Source organism: Chloroflexia bacterium SDU3-3 (assembly GCA_009268125.1).
Taxonomy (GTDB): domain Bacteria; phylum Chloroflexota; class Chloroflexia; order Chloroflexales; family Roseiflexaceae; genus SDU3-3.
The window spans coordinates 162,598-183,064 of the sequence record WBOU01000012.1; the positions used below are offsets into that span (position 1 = coordinate 162,598).

General features: G+C 65.0%; 15 protein-coding genes and 1 pseudogene. 11 read left to right on the forward strand and 5 right to left on the reverse strand.

Annotated elements, in window-relative coordinates; genetic code table 11:
* Nucleotide 1: 1 nt before the first annotated feature.
* A complete protein-coding gene (locus F8S13_19230) occupies nt 2–1,822 on the forward strand; it encodes an ABC transporter permease (protein ID KAB8141538.1) in 1,821 nt (606 codons plus the stop codon).
* Between the two features lie 492 nt (nt 1,823–2,314).
* Here the strand turns inward: F8S13_19230 and F8S13_19235 are convergent.
* A pseudogene (locus F8S13_19235) lies at nt 2,315–2,521 on the reverse strand (DEAD/DEAH box helicase).
* Between F8S13_19235 and F8S13_19240 the strand changes: the two are divergent.
* From F8S13_19240 to mglC, 6 genes are all read left to right on the forward strand, one after another.
* The gene (locus F8S13_19240; protein ID KAB8141539.1) at nt 2,522–3,397 is read left to right on the forward strand and encodes an ABC transporter ATP-binding protein; all 876 of its coding nucleotides are present in this window, start codon (nt 2,522–2,524) and stop codon (nt 3,395–3,397) included. It abuts the pseudogene before it with no gap.
* Nucleotides 3,394–4,143 carry an ABC transporter ATP-binding protein gene (locus tag F8S13_19245; protein KAB8141540.1) on the forward strand — a complete coding sequence of 250 codons (750 nt, stop codon included), beginning with the start codon at nt 3,394–3,396 and terminating at the stop codon, nt 4,141–4,143. The genes F8S13_19240 and F8S13_19245 overlap by 4 nt, the downstream gene beginning before the upstream one ends.
* A gap of 175 nt (nt 4,144–4,318) precedes the next feature.
* A complete protein-coding gene (locus F8S13_19250; protein KAB8141541.1) occupies nt 4,319–5,047 on the forward strand; it encodes a VOC family protein in 729 nt (242 codons plus the stop codon).
* Between the two features lie 360 nt (nt 5,048–5,407).
* On the forward strand, nt 5,408–6,481 hold the full coding sequence (gene mglB / locus F8S13_19255) for a galactose/glucose ABC transporter substrate-binding protein MglB (GenBank protein KAB8141542.1): 1,074 nt from the start codon (nt 5,408–5,410) through the stop codon (nt 6,479–6,481).
* A gap of 73 nt (nt 6,482–6,554) precedes the next feature.
* Nucleotides 6,555–8,072, forward strand: coding sequence for a sugar ABC transporter ATP-binding protein (locus F8S13_19260; GenBank protein KAB8141543.1), 1,518 nt, complete (start codon nt 6,555–6,557; stop codon nt 8,070–8,072).
* A gap of 60 nt (nt 8,073–8,132) precedes the next feature.
* Nucleotides 8,133–9,131: a galactose/methyl galactoside ABC transporter permease MglC gene (gene mglC, locus F8S13_19265; protein ID KAB8141544.1), complete on the forward strand. Its 999-nt coding sequence runs from the start codon at nt 8,133–8,135 to the stop codon at nt 9,129–9,131.
* Nucleotides 9,132–9,746: 615 nt separating this feature from the next.
* On the opposite strand, the gene F8S13_19270 is transcribed toward mglC, so the two are convergent.
* The 4 genes from F8S13_19270 to F8S13_19285 all read right to left on the reverse strand — a co-directional run bounded on the left by F8S13_19270 (nt 9,747) and on the right by F8S13_19285 (nt 14,690).
* A complete protein-coding gene (locus tag F8S13_19270) occupies nt 9,747–10,556 on the reverse strand; it encodes a hypothetical protein (GenBank protein KAB8141545.1) in 810 nt (269 codons plus the stop codon).
* A gap of 297 nt (nt 10,557–10,853) precedes the next feature.
* Nucleotides 10,854–11,639 carry an alpha/beta hydrolase gene (locus F8S13_19275; protein KAB8141546.1) on the reverse strand — a complete coding sequence of 262 codons (786 nt, stop codon included), beginning with the start codon at nt 11,637–11,639 and terminating at the stop codon, nt 10,854–10,856.
* Between the two features lie 316 nt (nt 11,640–11,955).
* Nucleotides 11,956–12,594, reverse strand: coding sequence for a response regulator transcription factor (locus F8S13_19280; GenBank protein KAB8141547.1), 639 nt, complete (start codon nt 12,592–12,594; stop codon nt 11,956–11,958).
* Nucleotides 12,576–14,690, reverse strand: a complete 2,115-nt coding sequence (locus F8S13_19285; protein ID KAB8141548.1) for a GAF domain-containing sensor histidine kinase — start codon at nt 14,688–14,690, stop codon at nt 12,576–12,578. Before F8S13_19285 ends, F8S13_19280 begins: the two co-directional genes overlap by 19 nt.
* A gap of 383 nt (nt 14,691–15,073) precedes the next feature.
* Between F8S13_19285 and F8S13_19290 the strand changes: the two genes are divergently transcribed.
* The 4 genes from F8S13_19290 to F8S13_19305 all read left to right on the forward strand — a co-directional run bounded on the left by F8S13_19290 (nt 15,074) and on the right by F8S13_19305 (nt 20,466).
* Nucleotides 15,074–16,075, forward strand: coding sequence for an ABC transporter permease (locus F8S13_19290; GenBank protein KAB8141562.1), 1,002 nt, complete (start codon nt 15,074–15,076; stop codon nt 16,073–16,075).
* A 16-nt stretch (nt 16,076–16,091) separates the two neighbouring features.
* Complete coding sequence (locus F8S13_19295) at nt 16,092–17,024, forward strand: ABC transporter permease (protein KAB8141549.1); 933 nt, start codon at nt 16,092–16,094, stop codon at nt 17,022–17,024.
* Between the two features lie 66 nt (nt 17,025–17,090).
* Entirely contained in the window at nt 17,091–18,179 is a 1,089-nt protein-coding gene (locus F8S13_19300) for a BMP family ABC transporter substrate-binding protein (GenBank protein KAB8141550.1), read from the forward strand.
* Between the two features lie 736 nt (nt 18,180–18,915).
* A complete protein-coding gene (locus tag F8S13_19305) occupies nt 18,916–20,466 on the forward strand; it encodes an ABC transporter ATP-binding protein (protein ID KAB8141551.1) in 1,551 nt (516 codons plus the stop codon).
* Nucleotide 20,467 lies beyond the last annotated feature (1 nt).

The following is a 20,467-nucleotide window of genomic DNA, read 5'->3' on the forward strand; positions in this document are numbered from 1 at the left end:
CATGAACTCGTTCATCGACCAGACGCTCAACGGCCTGATCATCGGCAACATCTACGCGCTGCTGGCCGTGGGCCTGGCGCTGATCTTCGGCTCGGCCCGCCTGATCAACTTCGCCCACGGCTCGGTGTACATGGTGGGCGCGTATATCGGCTGGTTCTGCCTGCGCCTCGGCCTGCCCTTCCCCCTGATGCTGCTGGTGGTGGTGCTGGGCTGCGCGCTGGTCGGCCTGCTGCTAGAGCGCTTCGCGGTGCGCCCGCTGCAGGGCAAGGCCGCGATCGCGCCGCTGCTGGCCACCATCGGCGTGAGCTTCATCCTCGACCAGGGCGCGCAGGTGGTGTTCGGGCCAGACACCCAGGCCTTCCCGCCCACGCTGCCCACCTGGCGCATCCCGGTGGGCGGCATCACCATCGGCGCGCTCGACCTGCTGATCGCGGGCATCGGCCTGGGCAGCGGCGCGCTGCTCTACGGCTTCCTGCGCTTCTCGCGGCTGGGCTGGGCTGTGCGCGCCACCGCCCAAGATCGCGACGCCGCCCTGCAGATGGGCGTGGATGTGCACCGCGTGAACCAGACGGTGTTCGCGATCGCCTCGGCGCTGGGCGGCGTCAGCGGCGTGCTGGTGGGCATGTACTACAACAGCGTCTACCCGACCATGGGCTACCAGGCGGGCCTGAAGGGCATTGTGGCGGGCCTGATCGGCGGGCTGGGCAGCGTGCCGGGGGCCATCCTCGGCAGCCTGGCGCTGGGCCTGATCGAGAGCTATGGCGTGGGCCTGCTGGGCGCGAGCTACCGCAACCTGTTCGCCTTCGCCATCCTGCTGCTGGTGCTGGTGCTGCGCCCCAACGGCCTGTTCCGCCGGAGCGGCGGCCTGCCGCCCGAGCCGATGACCGGCACGTTCATGGCCGCCAGCCGCCCCGTGCGCGTGCCGCCCTGGGCCGTGGCGGTGGCGGTGGCCGTGGCCGCCGCGCTGCCGCTGGTGATCACCAGCCCCAGCGTGCTGCAGATCATGATCAACGCCTGGTTCTTCGGCCTGCTGGCGCTCAGCCTCACGCTGGTGGCCGGCACCGTGGGCCAGGTCTCGCTGGGCCACGCCGGCCTGCTGGCCATCGGCGGCTACGCCTCGTCGCTGCTGTCGCTGCGGGCGGGCTTCCCCATGGCGCTGGCGCTGCTGTCAGCTGGTCTGATCACCGCCGTGCTAGGCATGGCGCTGATCTACCCCTCGTTCCGCCTGCGCGGCCCCTACGTGGTGATTGCCACGCTGGGCATCGGCGAGATCGTGCGGCTGGTTATCCTCAACTGGGACTGGCTGACCGGCGGGCCGATGGGCGTGACCAACATCCCGCCCTTCGAGCTGTTCGGCCACGCGCTGGTGACGAACCGCGAGATCTACTGGTTCGGCCTAGCGCTGCTGGTGCTGGTGGGCCTGCTGCAGTGGCGGCTGCTCGGCTCGCACCTGGGGCGCACGCTGCGCGCCATCCGCGAGGATGAGGTGGCGGCCCAGGCCTACGGCATCAGCCTGAACCGCTACAAGGCGCTGGCCTTCGCGGTCAGCGGCTTCGTGGCCGGGCTGAGCGGCGCGTGCATGGCCCACTCCTACTCGTACATCAACAGCGACACCTTCACCGCCCCCTCCTCCACCCTGGCGCTCACCATGGTCATCCTGGGCGGCATGGGCAACGTGCTGGGTGCGGTGCTGGGCGCGGTCATCCTGATCGCCCTGCCCGAGGCATTCCGCGATGTGACGCAGTATCGCTACCTGATCTACGGCGTAGTGCTGCTGCTGCTCATCCGCTTCCGCCCCCAAGGCCTGCTCGGCGCGGTGTAGGGGATGGGGGACCGATTTACCACGAAGGCACGAAGACGCGAAGGGAAAAAGACCGATTTACCACCAAGACACCAAGGCACCAAGGGGACGAAACGACATAGAAAAGAGCGGCGGACCCAACCCTACCCACCCGGCCCATGCGGCGAAGGTGCCGCTAGGGTTTTGATGGCCATATGCAACAACATCAGCGGCCAGGCAACAGCACGGGAACGCCCAAAATTGGGGGATCGAAGGGGGCACCGCCCCCTCGCGGGGTTCCTAGGGGCTGGCCCCTAGGCGCCGCCCGCGCAGGGCATCCACCCACCACCTACGTATGATTGCTATTGACAAATGCGCAGAGGTTCGCATGCTTGGTAGTGATACTTTATTGGCAGATAGAATATTTTGTGCGTAGATCAACGGAATGTCACGAAGATCTGACGGAAGGCCGCGAAGATCTGGCGGAAGGCCGCGAAGATCTGACGGAAGGCCGCGAAGATCTAGCCGAAGGCCGCGAAGATCTGGCGGAAGGCCACGAAGATCTGACGGAAGGCCGCGAAGATCTGATGGAAGGCCGCGAAGATCTGACGGAAGGCCGCGAAGATCTGGCGGAAGGCCGCGAAGATCTGGCGGAAGGCCGCGAAGATCTGGCGGAAGGCCGCGAAGATCTGACCGAACGTCGGGGGAAACTGGCGGGAAGCCCGCATACGAGGTGAGCACATGGCGCTACTGGAAGTCCAAGGTCTGACCCGCCGCTTCGGCGGCCTCGTTGCGGTCAACGCCGTCGACCTGCATGTGGATGCGGGCGAGACCGTCAGCATCATCGGGCCGAACGGCGCGGGCAAGACCACCCTTTTTAACCTGATCAGCGGCACCGACCGCGCCGACGCGGGCGACATCCGCCTCGACGGCCAGTCGGTGGCGCGGCTGCGCCCCGAGCAGTTCACCGCGCGCGGGCTGGCCCGCACCTTCCAGCATGGCCGCGTGTTCGGCAACCTGAGCGTGCTCGACAACGTGCTGCTGGGCGCGCACGCCCGGCTGCGCGCCGTGCGCCCGCGCCTGCCCGTGCTGGGCGCGGGGGCCGAGCTGCTGCTGGCCCTGGTGCGCCCGCCCGCCGTGGCCCGCGAGGAGGCCGCGCTGCGCGAGGAGGCGCTGGAGATCATCGGGATGTTCGGCGAGCGCCTGCTGCCCCGGCTTGACCACCCCACCTACAGCCTCTCCTACGCCAACCGGCGGCGCGTGGAGATCGCCCGCGCCCTGGCGGCCCGCCCGCGCCTACTGCTGCTGGATGAGCCGACGGCGGGCATGAACCCCACCGAGACCGCCGAGATGCTGGATGTGATCCGCACGCTCAAACAGCGCGGCATCACCATCCTGCTGATCGAGCACAAGCTCTCGCTGGTGATGCAGCTCTCGGACCGGGTGGTGGCCATGGACAACGGCAGCAAGATCGCCGAGGGCGCGCCGGACGTGGTGCGCAACGACCCGGCGGTGATCGAGGCCTACCTGGGCCACAGCGCCATCGGCGGCGACGAGCAGCCCGAGCAAGCGCTGGGCCATGCCGTAGGCGCGGCCAGAGAGGAAGTGACGCGATGAGCGAAGCGCTGCTGCAGATCGAGCATATCGACACCTACTACGGCCCGGTGCAGGTGCACTTCGATGTCTCCATGGAGGTACGCCAGGGCCAGATCGTCAGCCTGCTGGGCGGCAACGCCAGCGGCAAGTCGACCACCATGAAGATCATCTTGGGCCTGGTGAAGCCGCGCCGAGGCGCGGTGCTGCTGGGCGGCCAGCCGATCACTGGCCTGCCGACCCCGCAGATCATCCGGCGCGGCCTGGGGTCGGTGCCCGAGTCGCGCCGCCTGTTCGGCGGCATGACCGTGCGCGAGAACCTGATCATGGGTGCGTACGCCCGCCGCGACCGCGCCGCCGTGGCCGCCGACCTCGACTGGGTGCTGGGCCTGTTCCCCAAGCTGGGCGAGCGGCTGGCCCAGCAGGCCGGCACGCTGAGCGGCGGCGAGCAGCAGATGGTGGCCATGGCCCGCGCCCTGATGGGCAGGCCGCGCCTGATCTGCATGGACGAGCCGACCATGGGCCTCTCGCCGCTGTATGTCGATCGGGTGCTGGAGCTGATCCAGGCGATCAACCGCGAGGGCGTGAGCGTGTTCATGGTCGAGCAGAACGCCAACCTGGCGCTGCAGATCGCCCACTACGGCTACGTGCTGCAGAATGGCCACGTGGTGCTGCAGGGCGAGGCCAGCGCGCTGCGGGTCAACCCCCAGATCCGCGACGCCTACCTGGGCGGTGCCGACCCGGCGCTGCGCTCGGCGGCGTATAGCTAGGGCCGATTCACCACCAAGACACCAAGGCACCAAGGGCAGAAAAGAACCGACTCACCACGAAGGCTCGAAGAGAAAACAAGAAACAAAGGTGCGGCCCATGCTTTGCTGGCTATAGATACTGGTATATGACGCAGGCCCACCGCATCGGCCCTGGCAGCTTGAAAGGAGCAGCGCTATGAGCTTCCGCATCGATCATCTGGTCATCCTAGTGGCCGATCTGGCCCAGGCCAGCGCCGACTTCGCCGATCTGGGCTTCACCGTGGTGCCCGGCGGCACCCACACCGACGGCGCGACCCACAACGCCCTGATCAGCTTCGCCGACGGCACCTACCTTGAGCTGATCGCCTTCCTGCGCGAGGCCCCCGAGCACCGCTGGTGGCGCTACGCCGCCACCGGCGAGGGCCTGATCGACTGGGCCTTACTGCCCGCCGACATCGCCGCCGACATCGCGGCGGCCCGCGCGCGCGGCGTGGCCTACGATGGCCCCATCCTGGGCGGCAGGCAGCGCCCCGACGGCCAGGAAATCGCGTGGCAGATCGGCCTGCCGCCCGCGCCCGATCTGCCCTTCCTGTGCGCCGATGTGACGCCGCGCGCGCTGCGGGTGCCGGGCGGCGCGGCCACCCAGCACGCCAACGGCGCAGCGGGCATCGCCCGCCTGTCGCTGGCCGCCGCCGATGTGCGGGCCAGCGCGGCGCGCTACGCCGCCCTGCTAGGCCAGGATGCCAGCCCCGCCGCCGAGCCGTGCTTCGCCCTGGGCGAGGCCGCGCTGTGCCTGGCCAGCGGCGGGCGCGCGGCGGCCCGGCTGGCCGCCCGTGGCGAGGGGCCGTACGCCCTGGTGCTGCGCACCCAGCGCGGCGCACCCCAGCGCGACTGGCACCACGGGCTGCTGTTCAGCTTCGAGTAGCCCCCGCCAGATCATATCTCGCGTGAAGATTTGACATCCAAAGAACTGTTTCTTTCCTCGGCGCTGCACATAACGATGGTGTAGCGCCTTCTTTCATTCTTTCTTTCAGTGTTCTTTCGCCACACGAATTTCCCCCAGCCTACCTATATGATTTTTTACTAGTGCTGCCAAAAACCCAACTATCTGCAAATAAAGCGCGCTAGAGCATATCGATGCGCAAGGCCACAAATGATACGCTTTTGTTGCGTCGAAGCATGGCAAACCTGGGTTTTTTTTGACGGGCTGGATTAAATCCTGTATAGTAACAGTGCTGCAGCAAAAAATTCCACACTCTGATTTCATTTTTCTCAAGGAGGAGAAATGAAAAGGCTCGCACATCTGATTGGCCTCTCGTCGGTTGTTATTGCCGTGACGGCTGCTTGTGGGTCGACCGGTGGCACTGCCACTAGCGGGGGCACTGGTGCCCAGACAACCGCCGCTGCCTCGGGCGGCGCGGCAGCCACGAACCTGAAGGCTGGCGTCGCGATCTACAAGTTCGACGACACCTTTATGACGGGCGTCCGCGACAACATCAACGCCGCCGCCGCTGGCAAGCTGACCGTCGACATCGTCGATAGCCAGAACGCCCAGCCCACCCAGAACGACCAGGTCGATCTGTTCATCTCCAAGAAGGTCAACGTGCTTGCGATCAACCCTGTGGATCGCTCGGCTGCCGCCGCCATCCTCGAGAAGGCCAAGGCCGCCAGCATCCCCGTGGTGTTCTTCAACCGCGAGCCGCTGGCCGAGGACATGCAGAAGTGGGACAAGGTCTACTACGTCGGCGCGAAGGCCGAGGAGTCCGGCACGCTGCAGGGACAGCTGCTGGTCGACTACTGGAAGGCCCACCCCGAGGCTGACAAGAACAAGGATGGCAAACTCCAGTATGTGATGCTGAAGGGCGAGCCGGGTCACCAGGACGCCGAGCTTCGCACCCAGTACTCGATCAAGGCGATCACCGACGCCGGCATCCAGGTCGAGAAGCTGGCCGAGGACACGGGCATGTGGGATCGCGTGAAGGGCCAGGAGAAGATGGCCGCGTTCCTCGGCTCGCAGGGCGACAAGATCGAGGCCGTGCTGGCCAACAACGACGACATGGCGCTCGGCGCGATCGAGGCGCTGAAGGCCGCTGGCTACTTCACCGGCGACAAGTATGTGCCCGTGGTGGGCGTAGATGCCACCGTCCCCGGCCTGGCGGCCCTGAAGGACAAGACCATGCTCGGCACCGTGCTGAACGATGCCAAGAACCAGGGTAAGGCCACGCTGGATCTCTCCTATGTGCTGGCCCAGGGCCAGGCCCCCACGAAGGAGAATGTCGGCTACGACATCACCGATGGCAAGTACATCTGGGTTCCCTACAAGAAGATCACCATCGACAACATCCAGGACGCACAGTAAAACCTAGGCGACTGGCACGGGGTGTGGATAAGCTCCACACCCCTCTTCTTGGCATTCCTCTGAGGCACATACCATGAGCGCACCTACTGAATATCTGCTGGAGATGCGCAACATCTCCAAATCCTTCCCCGGCGTGAAGGCGCTCGACAACGTGACTCTGCGGGTGCGGCCCGGCACGGTGCACGCCCTGATGGGCGAGAACGGCGCTGGCAAGTCCACCCTCATGAAGATCCTGTTCGGCCTCTACTCCGCCGACTCTGGCGAGGTCATCCTGAATGGCCAGCCCATGCACCTGGAAAGCCCGCGCCAGGCGCTGGACGCTGGCATCACCATGATCCACCAGGAGCTGCACCCCATCCCGTTTCGCAGCGTGATGGAGAACATCTGGCTGGGGCGCTACCCCCAGCGCAAGATCGGCCCGCTCAGCTTTGTCGACCACAAGAAGATGTATGACGACACCAAGCGGCTGATGGACGACCTGCAGATGAGCATCCGCCCCGAGGTCCGCACCGGCGACCTCTCGGTCTCACACATCCAGTCCATGGAGATCGCCAAGGCCGTCTCGTACAATGCAAAAGTAATTATTATGGACGAGCCGACCTCGTCGCTCACCGAGAGCGAGGTCGCGCACCTGTTCCGCATCATCAACCGCCTGCGCAGCCAGGGCGTCTCGATCATCTACATCTCGCACAAGATGGAGGAGATCCTCAAGATCTCGGACGACGTGACGATCATGCGCGACGGCAAGTATGTGGGCACCTGGGAGTCCAAAGATCTCAACATCGACCTGATTATCAGCCGCATGGTCGGGCGCGATCTGACCCAGCGCTTCCCCGACAAGACTAACACGCCAGCCGAGGTGCTGATGCGCGTGGAGGGCCTGACGTCGCCGCTGCCGCGCTCGTTCAAGGATGTCTCGTTCGAGGTGCGCCGAGGCGAGATCCTGGGCATCGGCGGTCTGGTGGGTGCGCAGCGCACCGAGCTGGTCGAGGCGATCTTTGGCCTGCGCTCGGTCTCGTCGGGCAGTATCACGGTGGATGGCGAGCGCATCTCGATCCACTCGCCGATCGACGCCAAGCGCCACAAGATCGCCCTGCTGACCGAGGAGCGCCGCGCCACGGGCATCATCCCCACTATGTCGGTCTACGACAACACGATCATCGCCAACCTGCGCCGCTACGCCAACGCGCTTGGTTTTATCAACTACAAGCGTGCCGGGGGCGATGTAGAGGAGAATGTGCGCCGCCTGCGCGTGAAGACGCCCAGCTCGCGCACCCTGATCGCAAATCTCTCGGGCGGCAATCAGCAGAAGGTGCTGCTGGCCCGCTGGCTGCTGACCGAGCCGGATGTGCTGATCCTCGACGAGCCGACCCGCGGTATTGATGTTGGCGCAAAGTACGAGATCTACTCGCTGATCATCGAGCTGGCGCAGCGCGGCAAGGCCGTGATCATGATCTCCTCGGAGATGCCCGAGCTGCTTGGCATCTCGGATCGTATTCTGGTGATGAGCACGGGGAAAGTTGCTGGCGTTCTTGACCGCGAGGATGCAAATCAAGAGAAAATTATGCGTCTGGCAACCCAGTTTATGTGATATTTTGCTGTGGGGTAATTGATTATGGGATCTGAAAATAAAGCTGAGTCGCGCCTCCGCATGCCGACCTTTGATGAGGTGCGCAACTTTGTCTCGCAGAACGCTATCTATGTGGTGCTGATTCTGCTGCTGCTAGGCATTGTGATCAAGGATTCTTCGTTTCTTGACCCTGGCAACTTCCGCAACATTCTGATCAGCATCTCCACCCGCGTGATCATCGCGCTGGGCATCGGCGCGATCCTGATCACCAGCGGCGTGGATCTCTCGGCGGGGCGCATCGTGGGCTTCGCCGCCGTGATCTCGGCCTCCATGATGCAGACCATGGACTACGCCCGCCGCTTCTACCCCGACATGGTGGCGCTGCCGATGATCCTGCCCATCCTGGCGGCGATCGTGGCCTGCCTGCTGCTGGGGGCGATCAACGGCTTTATCATCGCCAAGCTGAATGTGCCGCCGTTCATCACCACGCTGGGCATGACGGTGATCGTGTACGGCATGAACTCGCTGTACTTCGACCTGCCGCCGAACTCGTCGCAGCCGATCGGCGGCCTGCGCTCCGATTTTACCACGCTGGGCAGCGGCTCGATCGTGGGCGTGCCCTACATCGTGCTGATCGCGCTGGTGTGCGCCGGGCTTACCTGGGTGCTGTTTAACAAGACCACGATCGGCAAGAATATGTACGCGATCGGCGGCAACCGCGAGGCGGCTAAGGTCTCGGGCATCAACGTGGGCATGAACCTGATCATGATCTACGCCTTCGCGGGCGCGATGTACGGCCTGGCTGGCGTGCTTGAGGCCGCGCGCACCGGCGGCGCGACCAACAACTACGGCAACGGCTACGAGCTGGATGCGATCGCGGCCTGCGTGGTGGGCGGTGTCTCGACCTCGGGCGGCGTGGGCACAGTGCCGGGCATCCTGGTGGGCGTGCTGATCTTCGGCGTGATCAACTACGGCCTGACCTTCATCGGCATCAGCCCCTACTGGCAGCAGATCGTCAAGGGCCTGATCATCGTGGTGGCAGTGGCCTTCGATATCGCCAAGTACTACCGCAAAAAGTAGCGCTGTTCATATTACGATAAGCAAAAGCGGATGGGCCAAATGTCTGGCCCATCCGCTTTTGCGCTTATTGATCGAAATATTGTCAGTCTGTGATTAGAAGAAGTTATATGATTAAAGTGTACAGTATATACATATTGAATGGGTATACATTGTTTATGTACGCTGTATTTCTCGTACATAGTTAATGAATTCAGGATAGGACACAAATTCTGTTACTAATTTTGGCCAAGCCCGCCTTATGAGAGGAGATCTTAATGTGCGTTTGATTTCCTGTTTCCAAATTTTCCAGACTTTATCATCAAGATACTTTGATTTCCACAGGTAATATTCTTCAGATGTCATGTTAAGGTATTTAAGTGTGCATAAACTTAGGATTTCATCTTCTGGAGGTAGAATCTGGTCTAAATCATATCTAGTATGAAACGCATTACTAGGGAAGGATTCCATAATTTCTTCATATCGTTGTGTGTAATTTATGAAAATAGACATATTCATCTGTTTGCGATTGATTATTGCGCTAAATTTAATGGTGAATATGGCTACAATTAATGCTAGTATGGTGGCTATCTGAGCAATAATATTAATTAAATCTGTAGTCATAGCTACCTTTAGTTATCAATAGAAAAGATCGGATGGATCTTCTTCAATGTATGCTAACCAATAATCAATCTCCGGATGAGTTGATTCTTCTATACGTATCCACTCGTCAGTATATCGGTACCAATATAACATCCACTCTAGCTTTTTTATTTTACTGGGGACCCAAATATCAAAATTATCTAAGAGATTACCAGTATTGCTAGTACGCCACGATCCCTGTTGTTCAAATCGAAGTTGTGCAAGCTGTCTTATCTTTCGAGGGGTCATTTCTGTAAAAGGAAAGTCTGTAGGTTCGGATATATTAATAGTGATGCATCTACCTCTTATGATATAGCTATAAATATGACCAATATCTTGATTTTCGTTTGTTTGATGAATACAATATGTTTCTAATTTAGGTTTTATCTCCTCGTGAATATTGATATTGAGGTTTTTAAGATTATCGTGGTAGTCTAATGGTAGGTATATTGAGAATGCATTAATATTTGCCTTGTTTGTGTAAACATAATCTATGCTACTACCTATAGATTCATAATCTAATTTGCCATGAGCAGATAGTTCGTTGGTAATAGCATGAGGTTTGCAGATAAATGGACATAACGTATCATTCTCACAAATAACCCCACCTGTATCGGGACAGAACTGATATAGAATAACACGATAACTTGCTGCATTTCTGCATCCGGCAACAGAGCATAATATCATTGAAAGCCTGTATAATCTAATAGGTATGTCAGGACTGTAGGGCCTATGCGTTCTCATTCGGCAGAACGTTTTACCACCAAGACTCCAAGGAACAAGAGGGAATGAATCCTCTGGTGCCATCGGTGCTTACGTCATGTCGATGGGTCGGTTTTGAAGAACGCATAGGCCCTAGTCAGGACTGATAATAATGAAAGTTTTTCATAATGCAGCTAGGTAGGTATTACTAACCTCAAACACCCACATTATACACCATCCTGCAAAAGCTGTTAGGAGGTTTTGAATACCCCCGCCTGTGCCGCGTGAACTTGGCTCTCTCGCACTTAGCTGCGCTTCCAGCGCCACTCGAACACGACCGATATCGTGCCATTGACCACGTTGATGGCACGATATCGGTTTCCACGTTTATGCCTGAGTTTGTTAGGCCGCCAGGAACTCCTCGATCATGGTCGCCACCAGCGCGGGCAGCTGGCTTGCGTGCTCGGCGGACATGAGTTCGCCCAGGTAGTCGCCGTGGCCGCTGGGCAGGATGGCCAGCCGCGCCTGGGGCAGGGTCTGCGCCAGCTCAAGGGCGTGGGATGCCAGCACCATCTCGGCGTCGCCGTTGATCACCAGGGTCGCCGCTGTGATTGACCGTATGTCCTCGTCGCGGATGTCCTGGAAGCTCCGCATCCGCGCGGTGTCGCGTTCGAACATCGCCTGCAGGCCAGCGGGGTCGGGGTTGACCTTGAGATAGGCCTGCTTGAGCGGCTCTGGCAGCATGGCGATTGTGGCCTGATCGAAGCCGTCGAAGAAATTTGGCGGCATCCCGCTGCGCCGGAAGATGGCCGAGGCCAGCACCAGCTTGCGCACCAGCGTGGGGTGACGGATGCCGAGCTGTAGGCAGGTGGTGCCGCCGTTGCTAAAGCCGAGGAAGTCGGCCTGGTCGATCTGGAGGTGCTGGAGCAGCGCGGCCACATCATCGGCATCCTGCTCGAAGCTCAGCGGGCGGTCGATGTCTTTGGTGCGCCCGTGCGCCTGCAGCTCTACCGCGATCACACGGTGGCTGCGGGCGAAGGTTGGCAGCAGGTAGCCGAAGGTGGATTCGATCGTCGAGCCGCCGCCGTGGATGAGCACCAGCGGGCTACCGCTGCCATGTACCTCGTAGTAGAGCTCTAGTCCATTGATCTGGGCAAATGCGCACATAGGGTTGCCTTGATTGCTCATGTGGATGATAGACCTTCCTAACTATTGTGTTGGCGGCGGTATGCGCGACCCAACAGCCAGCGTGTGGCTCTACGAGCGTTGGCAGGTGGCGATCGTATCGCGCGCTAGGGCACGAGGCTGCCCCGCATCACATGTTGCTCGGTTCTGGCTGTGGCGGCGGTGAATGGATAGCGTCAGTATAGCGTCGCACTGCGACAGGTAGCGTCACTTTTTTACGCCCATTCGAGCAGGGTGCTGCCCACGGTGCAATGAGGCCGTGTGGCGCACCTGCCCCAGCGAGCCAGCCGCAGACGGCCAACCCGCTTTCCCCAGTTGTCTAGATCAGCCCGCGCCGCACGGCCTCGGCCACAGCCTGCACGCGGTTGCTAGCGTCCAGCTTGTCCACGATGTCCTGGATCTTGCGCTTGACCGTGATCTCGCTCCAGAACAGGCGCTCGGCGATCACCTGGGTGCTCATGCCCGCCGCCAGCAGGCGCAGCACCTCGATCTCGGCGGAGGAGAGGCCCGAGTCGTGGCGGATCTGCTCGTGGACCACGCGGTAGTACTCCTCCAGCACGTGGTGCACCAGATCGGGTGAGAGCAGGCGCTGGCCCGCCGCCACCCGGCGGATGGTCTGGGCCAGGGTGTCGTACGAGCTATTCTTGAGCACATAGGCGTAGGCCCCGGCCTGCAGCGCGCCCAGCAGGTACTCGCGGTCGTCGTAGGTGGTCAGCATCACCACGCGCACCTCGGGGAAGCGCTGGCTGATGCTGCGGGCGGTCTGGATGCCGTCGCTCGCGCCCAGGCGGATGTCGAGCGTGACCACATCCGGCCCCAGCCGCTCGATCGCGGCCATGGCGGCGGCGGCGCTCTCGGCCTCCTCGATCACCCGGATGTCGTGCTCCTCGGCGAGCAGGCTGCGCAGGCCGCGCCGGAAGATGGCGTGGTCGTCGGCTATCAGTACTCGGATGGGCATTTTTCCTCCTGTGGGGCGCTGTGGTGCGGAAGTACGAGTTCGATGGTGGTGCCCCTGCCGGGGGCGCTGCGCAGCGCCAGGGTGCCGCCGTGGGCCTCGGCGCGCTCGCGCATGCCGATGATGCCCAGGCCCAGCTCGGCGTACTCGGGCACGAAGCCGCGCCCGTCGTCGCTGATGGTGACGCGCAGCCCCGCCGCCGTGTAGTCGAGCTGGATGCGGATGTCGCTGGCCTGGGCGTGGCGCGCGCTGTTATGGCAGGCCTCCTGGATGATGCGGTAGATCGCCAGCTCCACCTCGTTGGGGTAGGGCGCTGGGTCGCCCGCGACCTGGAAGCGCACGTCGGCCCCGTGGTGGGCGCGGATGGCCCCGGCCAGGTGCTCCAGCGCGGCGTGCAGGCCCAGCTCATCCAGCGCGCGCGGGCGCAGGGCGTAGATGATCCGCTTCATCTCTTGCAAGGTCTGCTCCAGCAGCTGCTTACACTCGGCCAGGCGCTCGGCGGCTGGCTCGGCGGCGATGCGGCGCTGGAGCGCGTGCAGCTCGTAGATCGCGCCCAGGATGTCCTGCGTCACGCCGTCGTGGAGGTCGTGGGCGATGCGCTGGCGCTCCTCCTCCTGCACCCGCACCACGCGGCGGAACAGCGCGCGCAGCTGGCCCTGGGCCTGCTGCAGCTGGGCGGTGCGCTGCTGCACGTTCTGCTCTAGCTCGTCGGAGAACTGGCGCACGGTGGCGTAGAGCCGCGCGTGCTCGATGGCCACGGCGGCCTGGTCGGCGAAGGCGCGCACGATCCGGGCGTGCTGCTGGGTGTAGAAGTTCGGCTCGTGCCAGTCGACGCACAGCCAGCCGATGCACTCGCCCTTGATCACCAGCGGGGCGCAGCACCACGAGCGCACCTGCTCGGCCCCGGTCTGCCAGTACCAGCGCGGCTCGGTGCGGGCGTCGGCCACCACCAGGGTCTGCAGCTCGAACAGCACGGGGGCGGTCAGCGGCGCGTCGGCGATGCGGAAGGCCGACTGCTGGGCCAGCTGGTTGTCGGGGTAGCCCATGGCTGCCACCACGCGCATCATGTCGCCGTCGGCGCGCAGGGTGATGCGGGTGCCGTGGTGGGGCACCACGCGGCCTATCTGCTGGAGGATGTGGTCGAGCACCTGGTCGAGGTCGAGGCTGGATGAGATGATCCGCGACACGTCGCGCAGCGTGGTGGCCAGCTCGCGCTCGGCGCGCTCGGCGGCCAGCAGGCGGTGGTGCTCCAGCGCCGGGGCGATCTGGTCGGCTACCGTCTGCAGCAGGAACACGTCCTCGTCGTCGAAGCCGTGGGCGCGGTCGCTCTGCACATCCAGCACGCCGATCACGCGCTCGCCCAGCTTGAGCGGCAGGGCGATCTCGGCGGCGGTGTTGGGCAGCAGCGCGTGCGACATAAAGCGGGCGTCGCGCTGCACGTCGTCGCTGCGCCAGATCTGGCCGTGCTGGGCCACCCAGCCGATGATGCCGGGGCCGCCGATCTGCTCGCGGAAGCCCTGGGCCAGCAGCCGCGCGCCGAAGGGGCCGCTGGCGTGGGCCAGCTCGATGTCGCCGCGCGCCGGGTCGGCCAGCAGCAGCTGGATGTGGTCGTAGCCCAGCGCGGCGTAGATCGCGCTGGTGATCTGGGCGAACAGCTGCGGGCGGTCGTGGATGGATGTGGTGTGCTGGCCCAGCTGGTTGATCAGCGCCATCTGGCGGGCCAGCCGCTGGGCCTGCCCGGCCATGTGGTCGGCGTGGAGCCGCTGGGCCAGCCCGCCCGCCAGCGCCTCGGCCAGCTGCCGCTGGGCTGGGGCTGGCGCGCCGCCGCCGCCCAGCAGCAGCATGCCGTAGCACGCGCCCCCCGCCGTGAGCGGCAGCGCCAGCTGGGCTAGCGCCTCGGCCTGGGCTGCGCCGCCGAGCGCGGGCGGGCTGCCCGCCGACTGGGCCAGATCAAGCCGCGCGCCGCGCATGCGCAGCAGCGCCGCCCAGCCGCACTGGGCTATCTGCACAATCGTCTCAAGCTCGGCTCCTAGCTCCAGTGCGGGGTCGACGCTCATTATGGGCGCGGGTGTGGTCGGGCCGGTGGATGTTTCGGTCATACTAGCCTAATAGGGTGGCCTCGGCGCGCGCCGACAGCCCCTTCGTGGGAGGGTGATACAAAAAGCTTGCGCCCTGATACGCTTATATCTTTATGCCGCTTTGTCAGTATGGTACAACAACTTCATCCCACCGCAAAGCCATCATAGAAGATGCGAGATCGCTGGTCGTGCTGGCGTACGCTGATTATAGCGCGTTCTGCGCATGTTTGGCTGGTCGAGCGCCGCCCCAGAGAGAGCCGAGATTGCCCGTGAGAGAGACACGCACGCCAAGATTGCGCGCTGTGGCGGGGCCTGCGCTTGACGCGCTGCTGCCGCTGGCGGCGGTGGCGCTGGCCCTGGCCCTGGGCGCGCTCATCCTGCTGGCCCTGGGCAAAAGCCCGCTGATGGCCTATGGGGCCATGCTGCGCGGTGCGTTCGGTAGCCTGCCCGGCCTGGCGCAGACCCTGGCCAAGGCCACGCCGCTGCTGCTGGTGGCGCTGGGCATCATCATCGCCTTCCGCGCCAAGGTCACCAACATCGGCGGCGAGGGCCAGCTGATCGCCGGGGCCATGGCCGCCACCGCTTTCGCGCTGGCGCTGCCCACGTGGCCCGGCTGGCTGCTGCTGCCGCTCACCGCGCTGGTGGGCGCGCTGGCCGGTGGGCTGTGGGCGCTGGTGCCCGGCCTGCTCAAGGCGCGGCTGGCCGTGAACGAGATCCTGACCACCGTGATGATGAACGCCATCGCGGTGCAGCTGATGAACTTCCTGCTGCGCGGCCCTATGCTCGACCCCGCCCAGGTGGCGGCGGGCACCAACATCCCGCAGTCGGCGGCGCTGCCCGAGCAGGTCTGGCTGGCGCGGCTCATCCCGCGCACGCTGCTGCACGCGGGCTTCTTTCTGGCCGTGGCGCTGGCCGCGCTGGTGGCCGTGCTGCTCTGGCGCACCACCCTGGGCTACCGCATCCGCGCCGTGGGCCTCAGCCCCGCGGCCTCGCGCTACGCGGGCATCCCCGTCGAGCGCGTCACCGCGCTGGCCATGGTGCTCAGCGGGGCCTTCTGCGGGCTTGCGGGCGCGGTGGAGGTGATGGGCATCCACCACCGCGTGGTGGAGGGTATCACCGGCAACTACGGTTTCAACGGCATCGTGGCGGCGCTGTTTGGCGGCCTGCACCCGCTGGGGGCCATCCCAGCCTCGGTGCTGTTCGGCGCGCTGCTGGTGGGGGCCGATCAGATGCAGCGCTCGGTGCAGGTGCCCGCCGCGCTGATCACCATGCTGAACGGCCTGGTGGTGCTGATGGTGGTCAGCAGCGCGCTCTGGCGTCAGCGCCGCGCCGCCCGCCGCCAGAGCGCGGTCGCCGCGCCCAGCCCGGCCCCCGCCGCCTCCGCCGAGCCGCTTCCGCCCACGTAGCCAGGAGAGGTGCGCAATGGCCGATTTCTTCACATGGACGACGCTGCTTGGCATCCTGCACTCCACCGTGCGGCTGGCCACGCCCTACCTCTACGCCGCCGTGGGCGAGACCTTCGCCCAGCGCTCGGGGGTGGTGAACCTGGGCGTCGAGGGTATGATGCTCATGGGCGCGTTCGCGGGCTTCTACGTGGTCTTCACCACCGGCAGCCCGCTGGCTGGGGTGCTGGCCGCCGCGCTGGTGGGCGCGCTCATGGGCGCGCTGATGGCCCTGGTGAGCGTCACCTTCCGCGCCGAGCAGGGCATCAGCGGCATCGGACTGCACCTGGTGGGGCTGGGCCTCTCCAGCATGCTGTTCAAGCTGCTGCTGGGCACCGTGCAGGGTGTGGATGGCCTGCCCGAGCTGCGCCTGCCGCTGCTGGCCGACATCCCCGCCATCGGTCCGGTGCTGTTCCAGCATTCCATCCTGGTCTACATGGCCTTCCTGCTGGTGCCCATCGCGGCCTGGGTGCTCGACCGCACCACCTGGGGCCTGAACATCCGCGCCGTGGGCGACAACCCCCAGGCCGCCGACGCGGCGGGCGTGCCGGTGCTGCTCATCCGCTACGCCACCGTCACGCTGGGCGGCGCGCTGGCGGGCGTGGGCGGGGCGTCGCTCTCGATCTCGGCGCTCAACATCTTTCAGGAGAACATGACCGGCGGCATCGGCTTTATCGCGGTGGCGCTGGTCTACTTCGGCGGCTGGCGACCCTACGGCGTGCTGCTGGGCGTGCTGCTGTTCAGCCTAGTGAACAGCATCCAGCTGTGGATGCAGGTCTCCGGCGTGGGCATCGCCTCCGATCTGGCGGTGATGATGCCCTACGTCCTCACCATCGTGGCGCTGGCCTTCTCCACGCGGCGGCTCGGCCAGCCCTCGGCGCTCACCAAGCCGTTCACGCGCGGCTCGGCCTAATCTGTGGGTTCTGCGCGTGGCCGCCGACGCCGCCGACATGCGCCTGTATACGAAGGGACGCAGCAGATGACTCGGTTCTCTCGGTTCTTCCTGGGCGTGATCTCGGCGGCGGCACTGGCGGCCTGCGGAGCGCCCGCCGCCAGCGCGCCCACCAGCGCGCCCGCCGCCACCAGCGCGGTCACCGCCGCCCCCGCCGAAACCACGGCTCCCGCCGCCGAGGCCACGGCCCCCGCCGCCAGCGGCGAGCCGTTCAAGGTGGCGATCGTGATGCCTAGCTCCACCACCGACCTGGCCTGGAGCCAGTCGATGTACGACGCCCTGGTGGCCGTGCAGCAGGAGATGGGCGGCGAGTCGGCCATGCAGATCTCGGTCTCCGAGAACATGTTCAATGTCACCGACGCCGCCGCCGCGCTGCGCGACTACGCCAGCGCCGGAAACGACCTGGTGATCGCCCACGGCACCCAGTACGGCACCTCGCTGTTCGACCTGGCCAAGGAGTTCCCCGAGACCAGCTTCGCCTGGGGCACCGCCACCGACACCGGCGCGGACAAGGGCCTGGCCAACATTTTTGCCTACAACGCCAAGGCCGAGGAGGGCGGCTACGTCAACGGTGTGCTGGCGGCCTCGCTCTCCAAGGCGGGCAAGATCGGCGTGATCGGCCCGGTCGAGGCGGGCGATGCCAAGACCTACATCGACGGCTTTGAGAAGGGCGTGAAGGACACCAAGCCCGACGCCACTGTGGCCAAGATCTACACCGGCGGCTTCGGCGACACCGCCAAGGCCGCCGAGGCCGCCACCACCCAGATCGCCGCCGGTGCCGATGTGCTCACCGGCTCGGCCCAGCAGGTGGTGGGCGCGATCGGCGTGGCCAAGGACAAGGGCATCCCCTGGTTCGGCACCCAGTCCGACCAGAGCAGCCTCGCGCCCAGCCTAGTGGTGGCCACGCAGGTCTATGACTGGAAGGCGGTCGTCAAAGATATGATCGCGAAGATCCACGCAGGCACGCTGGGCGGCACCGCCTACAACCTGGAGCTGAAGGACGGCGGCCTGAAGATCGTCTACAACTCCGGCTTCACCCTGCCCGCCGAGGCCAAGGCCGCCGCCGACAAGGCCATCGCAGGCCTCACCGACGGCAGCATCAAGCCCCTGCCCTAAGCCCACGCCCGCACGGCGCGGCGGCACACCACAGCCCGCCGCGCCCTGCCAAAGAGGTGAACGCGCGACGAAGGCAGGTGAACGCGCGACGAAGGCAGGTGAGCGCGCGACGAAGGCAGGTGAACGCATGATGAAGCATGTAGAGAAAATCGTGCCGCCTCGTGCGCAGCCGCCCCGTCGCTACGGATGGGATTATGGCCAGTACCACCATTGCACACCTTCGCCGGATGGGCCAGGCCGCGCGGCACCAGCATGCAGGCCCTGCCAGCCCGCCCCGCTGCGGCGGGGGCGCAAGGCTTCAAGCCTTGCCTACGTCTGCGATAGCGGGTGCCAATGTTGGGCTGGGCGCTCCACCCACCCGGCCCATGCGGCGAAGGTGCCGATAGTGTTTTGATGGCCATATGCACGAACACCAGCCGCCATATTTCGGCATAGGAACGCTACAAATTGGGGGTTCGAAGGGGGTGACACCCCCTCGCGGGGTTACTAGGGGCAGGCCCCTAGTCGCCGCCCGCGTAGGGCATTCACCAAACAACAACCAGGAACTATTATCATCGGAGCCGCAGCAGGTCGGCCCGACCGGGCAACGCTGCAAGCATTGCCTACGGTCGGGCCGACCCCAAAATAACGCGGAAACGCTCGAAAAGTGACACCCAGGCCCATCGCACCCCGCGCAGCGCACGCACCCAGCAGCCGAGAGCGACCGCCAAGGCGCAACGGCAGCAAGAGAGACACCATGCACCACCCGCACCACATCGCCAGCCTAGAGCTGCGCGGCATCACCAAGCGCTACCCCGGCGTCGTCGCCAACGACCGCGTCAGCCTCGACGTGCGCGCGGGCGAGATCCACGCCCTGCTCGGCGAGAACGGCGCGGGCAAATCCACCCTCATGAAGATCCTCTACGGCCTCCAGCAGCCCGACGAGGGCCAGATCCTGATCGACGGCCAGCCCGCCCCCATAGGCTCGCCCCACGAGGCCATCCGGCGCGGCATCGGCATGATCCACCAGCACTTCATGCTCGTGCCCGCGCTCACCGTGGCCGAGAACGTGGCGCTGGGCCTGCGCTCCTCGCGCGGCGTGCGGCTCGACCTCGACCGCGTCGAGGCCCGCATCCGCGAGCTGGTGGCGGCCTACGGCCTGCGCGTCGACCCGCGCGCCCCGGTCTGGCAGCTCTCGGTCGGCGAGCAGCAGCGCGTCGAGATCATCAAGGCGCTCTACCGTGGCGCGGCCCTGCTGGTGATGGACGAGCCGACCGCCGTGCTCACCCCCGCCGAGAGCGACGACCTGTTCGCCATGCTGCGCCAGATGCGCGCCGAGGGCCGCGCCCTGATCTTCATCTCGCACAAGCTGAACGAGGTGCTGGCCCTGTGCGACCGCATCACCGTGCTGCGCGACGGGCGCAACGTGGGCACCTACGCCAGCGCGGGCCTCTCGCGCGGCGAGCTGGCCCGCCTGATGGTCGGGCGCGAGATCGCCCCCGCCCGCAACGAGGCCCCGCGCCCCGCCGACGCGGCCACATCCACCGTGCTGCGCATGTCCGGCGTCGACGCCCTGGGCGACCGAGGCACCCCGGCCCTGCGCGGCGTGGCGCTGGCCATGGGCGCGGGCGAGATCGTGGGGCTGGCCGGGGTCTCGGGCAACGGCCAGCGCGAGCTTGCCGAGGTGCTGGCCGGGCTACGCCAGCCCACCGCAGGCCAGATCGAGCTGTGCGGCCAACCCCTGGCGGGCGGGCCAGCCGCCCACACCGCCGCAGGCGTCAGCTACATCCCCGAGGAGCGCATGCGCGACGGCGCGGTGATGGATTTCACCGTGGCCGAGAACATCGTGCTGCGCGACCACGCCCGCCCGCCCTACGCTCGCGCTGGCTTCCTGAATACCGCCCACATCGCCGCCGCCAGCCGCGAGCTGATCGAGCGCTTCCGCGTCAAGACGCCCAGCGCCAACACGCCCATCCGCGCCCTCTCCGGCGGCAACATCCAGAAGGTGATCATGGCCCGCGAGCTGGCGCGCGGCCCACGCCTGCTGGTGGCGGCCCAGCCCACGCGCGGCGTGGACATCGGCGCGTCCGAGTACATCCACCAGACCCTGCTCGACCTGCGGCGGCAGGGCACCGCCATCCTGCTGATCTCGGAAGACCTCGATGAGATCATGGCCCTTGCCGATCGCGTCGCGGTGATGTACGCTGGCGGCATCGCCGCCGTGCTGCCGCGCGCCCAGGCCAGCCCCGAGCGCATCGGCATGCTCATGGCGGGCGCGGGCGAGGCCCATGGCAGCACACATGTGTAGA

Coding starts and splice junctions, on each gene's coding strand:
- F8S13_19230 (KAB8141538.1), top strand. CDS start 2: ATGAACTCGTTCATCGACCAGACGCTCAACGGCCTGATCATCGGCAAC.
- F8S13_19240 (KAB8141539.1), top strand. CDS start 2,522: ATGGCGCTACTGGAAGTCCAAGGTCTGACCCGCCGCTTCGGCGGCCTC.
- F8S13_19245 (KAB8141540.1), top strand. CDS start 3,394: ATGAGCGAAGCGCTGCTGCAGATCGAGCATATCGACACCTACTACGGC.
- F8S13_19250 (KAB8141541.1), top strand. CDS start 4,319: ATGAGCTTCCGCATCGATCATCTGGTCATCCTAGTGGCCGATCTGGCC.
- mglB (KAB8141542.1), top strand. CDS start 5,408: ATGAAAAGGCTCGCACATCTGATTGGCCTCTCGTCGGTTGTTATTGCC.
- F8S13_19260 (KAB8141543.1), top strand. CDS start 6,555: ATGAGCGCACCTACTGAATATCTGCTGGAGATGCGCAACATCTCCAAA.
- mglC (KAB8141544.1), top strand. CDS start 8,133: ATGCCGACCTTTGATGAGGTGCGCAACTTTGTCTCGCAGAACGCTATC.
- F8S13_19270 (KAB8141545.1), bottom strand. CDS start 10,556: ATGGCACCAGAGGATTCATTCCCTCTTGTTCCTTGGAGTCTTGGTGGT.
- F8S13_19275 (KAB8141546.1), bottom strand. CDS start 11,639: ATGAGCAATCAAGGCAACCCTATGTGCGCATTTGCCCAGATCAATGGA.
- F8S13_19280 (KAB8141547.1), bottom strand. CDS start 12,594: ATGCCCATCCGAGTACTGATAGCCGACGACCACGCCATCTTCCGGCGC.
- F8S13_19285 (KAB8141548.1), bottom strand. CDS start 14,690: ATGACCGAAACATCCACCGGCCCGACCACACCCGCGCCCATAATGAGC.
- F8S13_19290 (KAB8141562.1), top strand. CDS start 15,074: ATGGCCTATGGGGCCATGCTGCGCGGTGCGTTCGGTAGCCTGCCCGGC.
- F8S13_19295 (KAB8141549.1), top strand. CDS start 16,092: ATGGCCGATTTCTTCACATGGACGACGCTGCTTGGCATCCTGCACTCC.
- F8S13_19300 (KAB8141550.1), top strand. CDS start 17,091: ATGACTCGGTTCTCTCGGTTCTTCCTGGGCGTGATCTCGGCGGCGGCA.
- F8S13_19305 (KAB8141551.1), top strand. CDS start 18,916: ATGCACCACCCGCACCACATCGCCAGCCTAGAGCTGCGCGGCATCACC.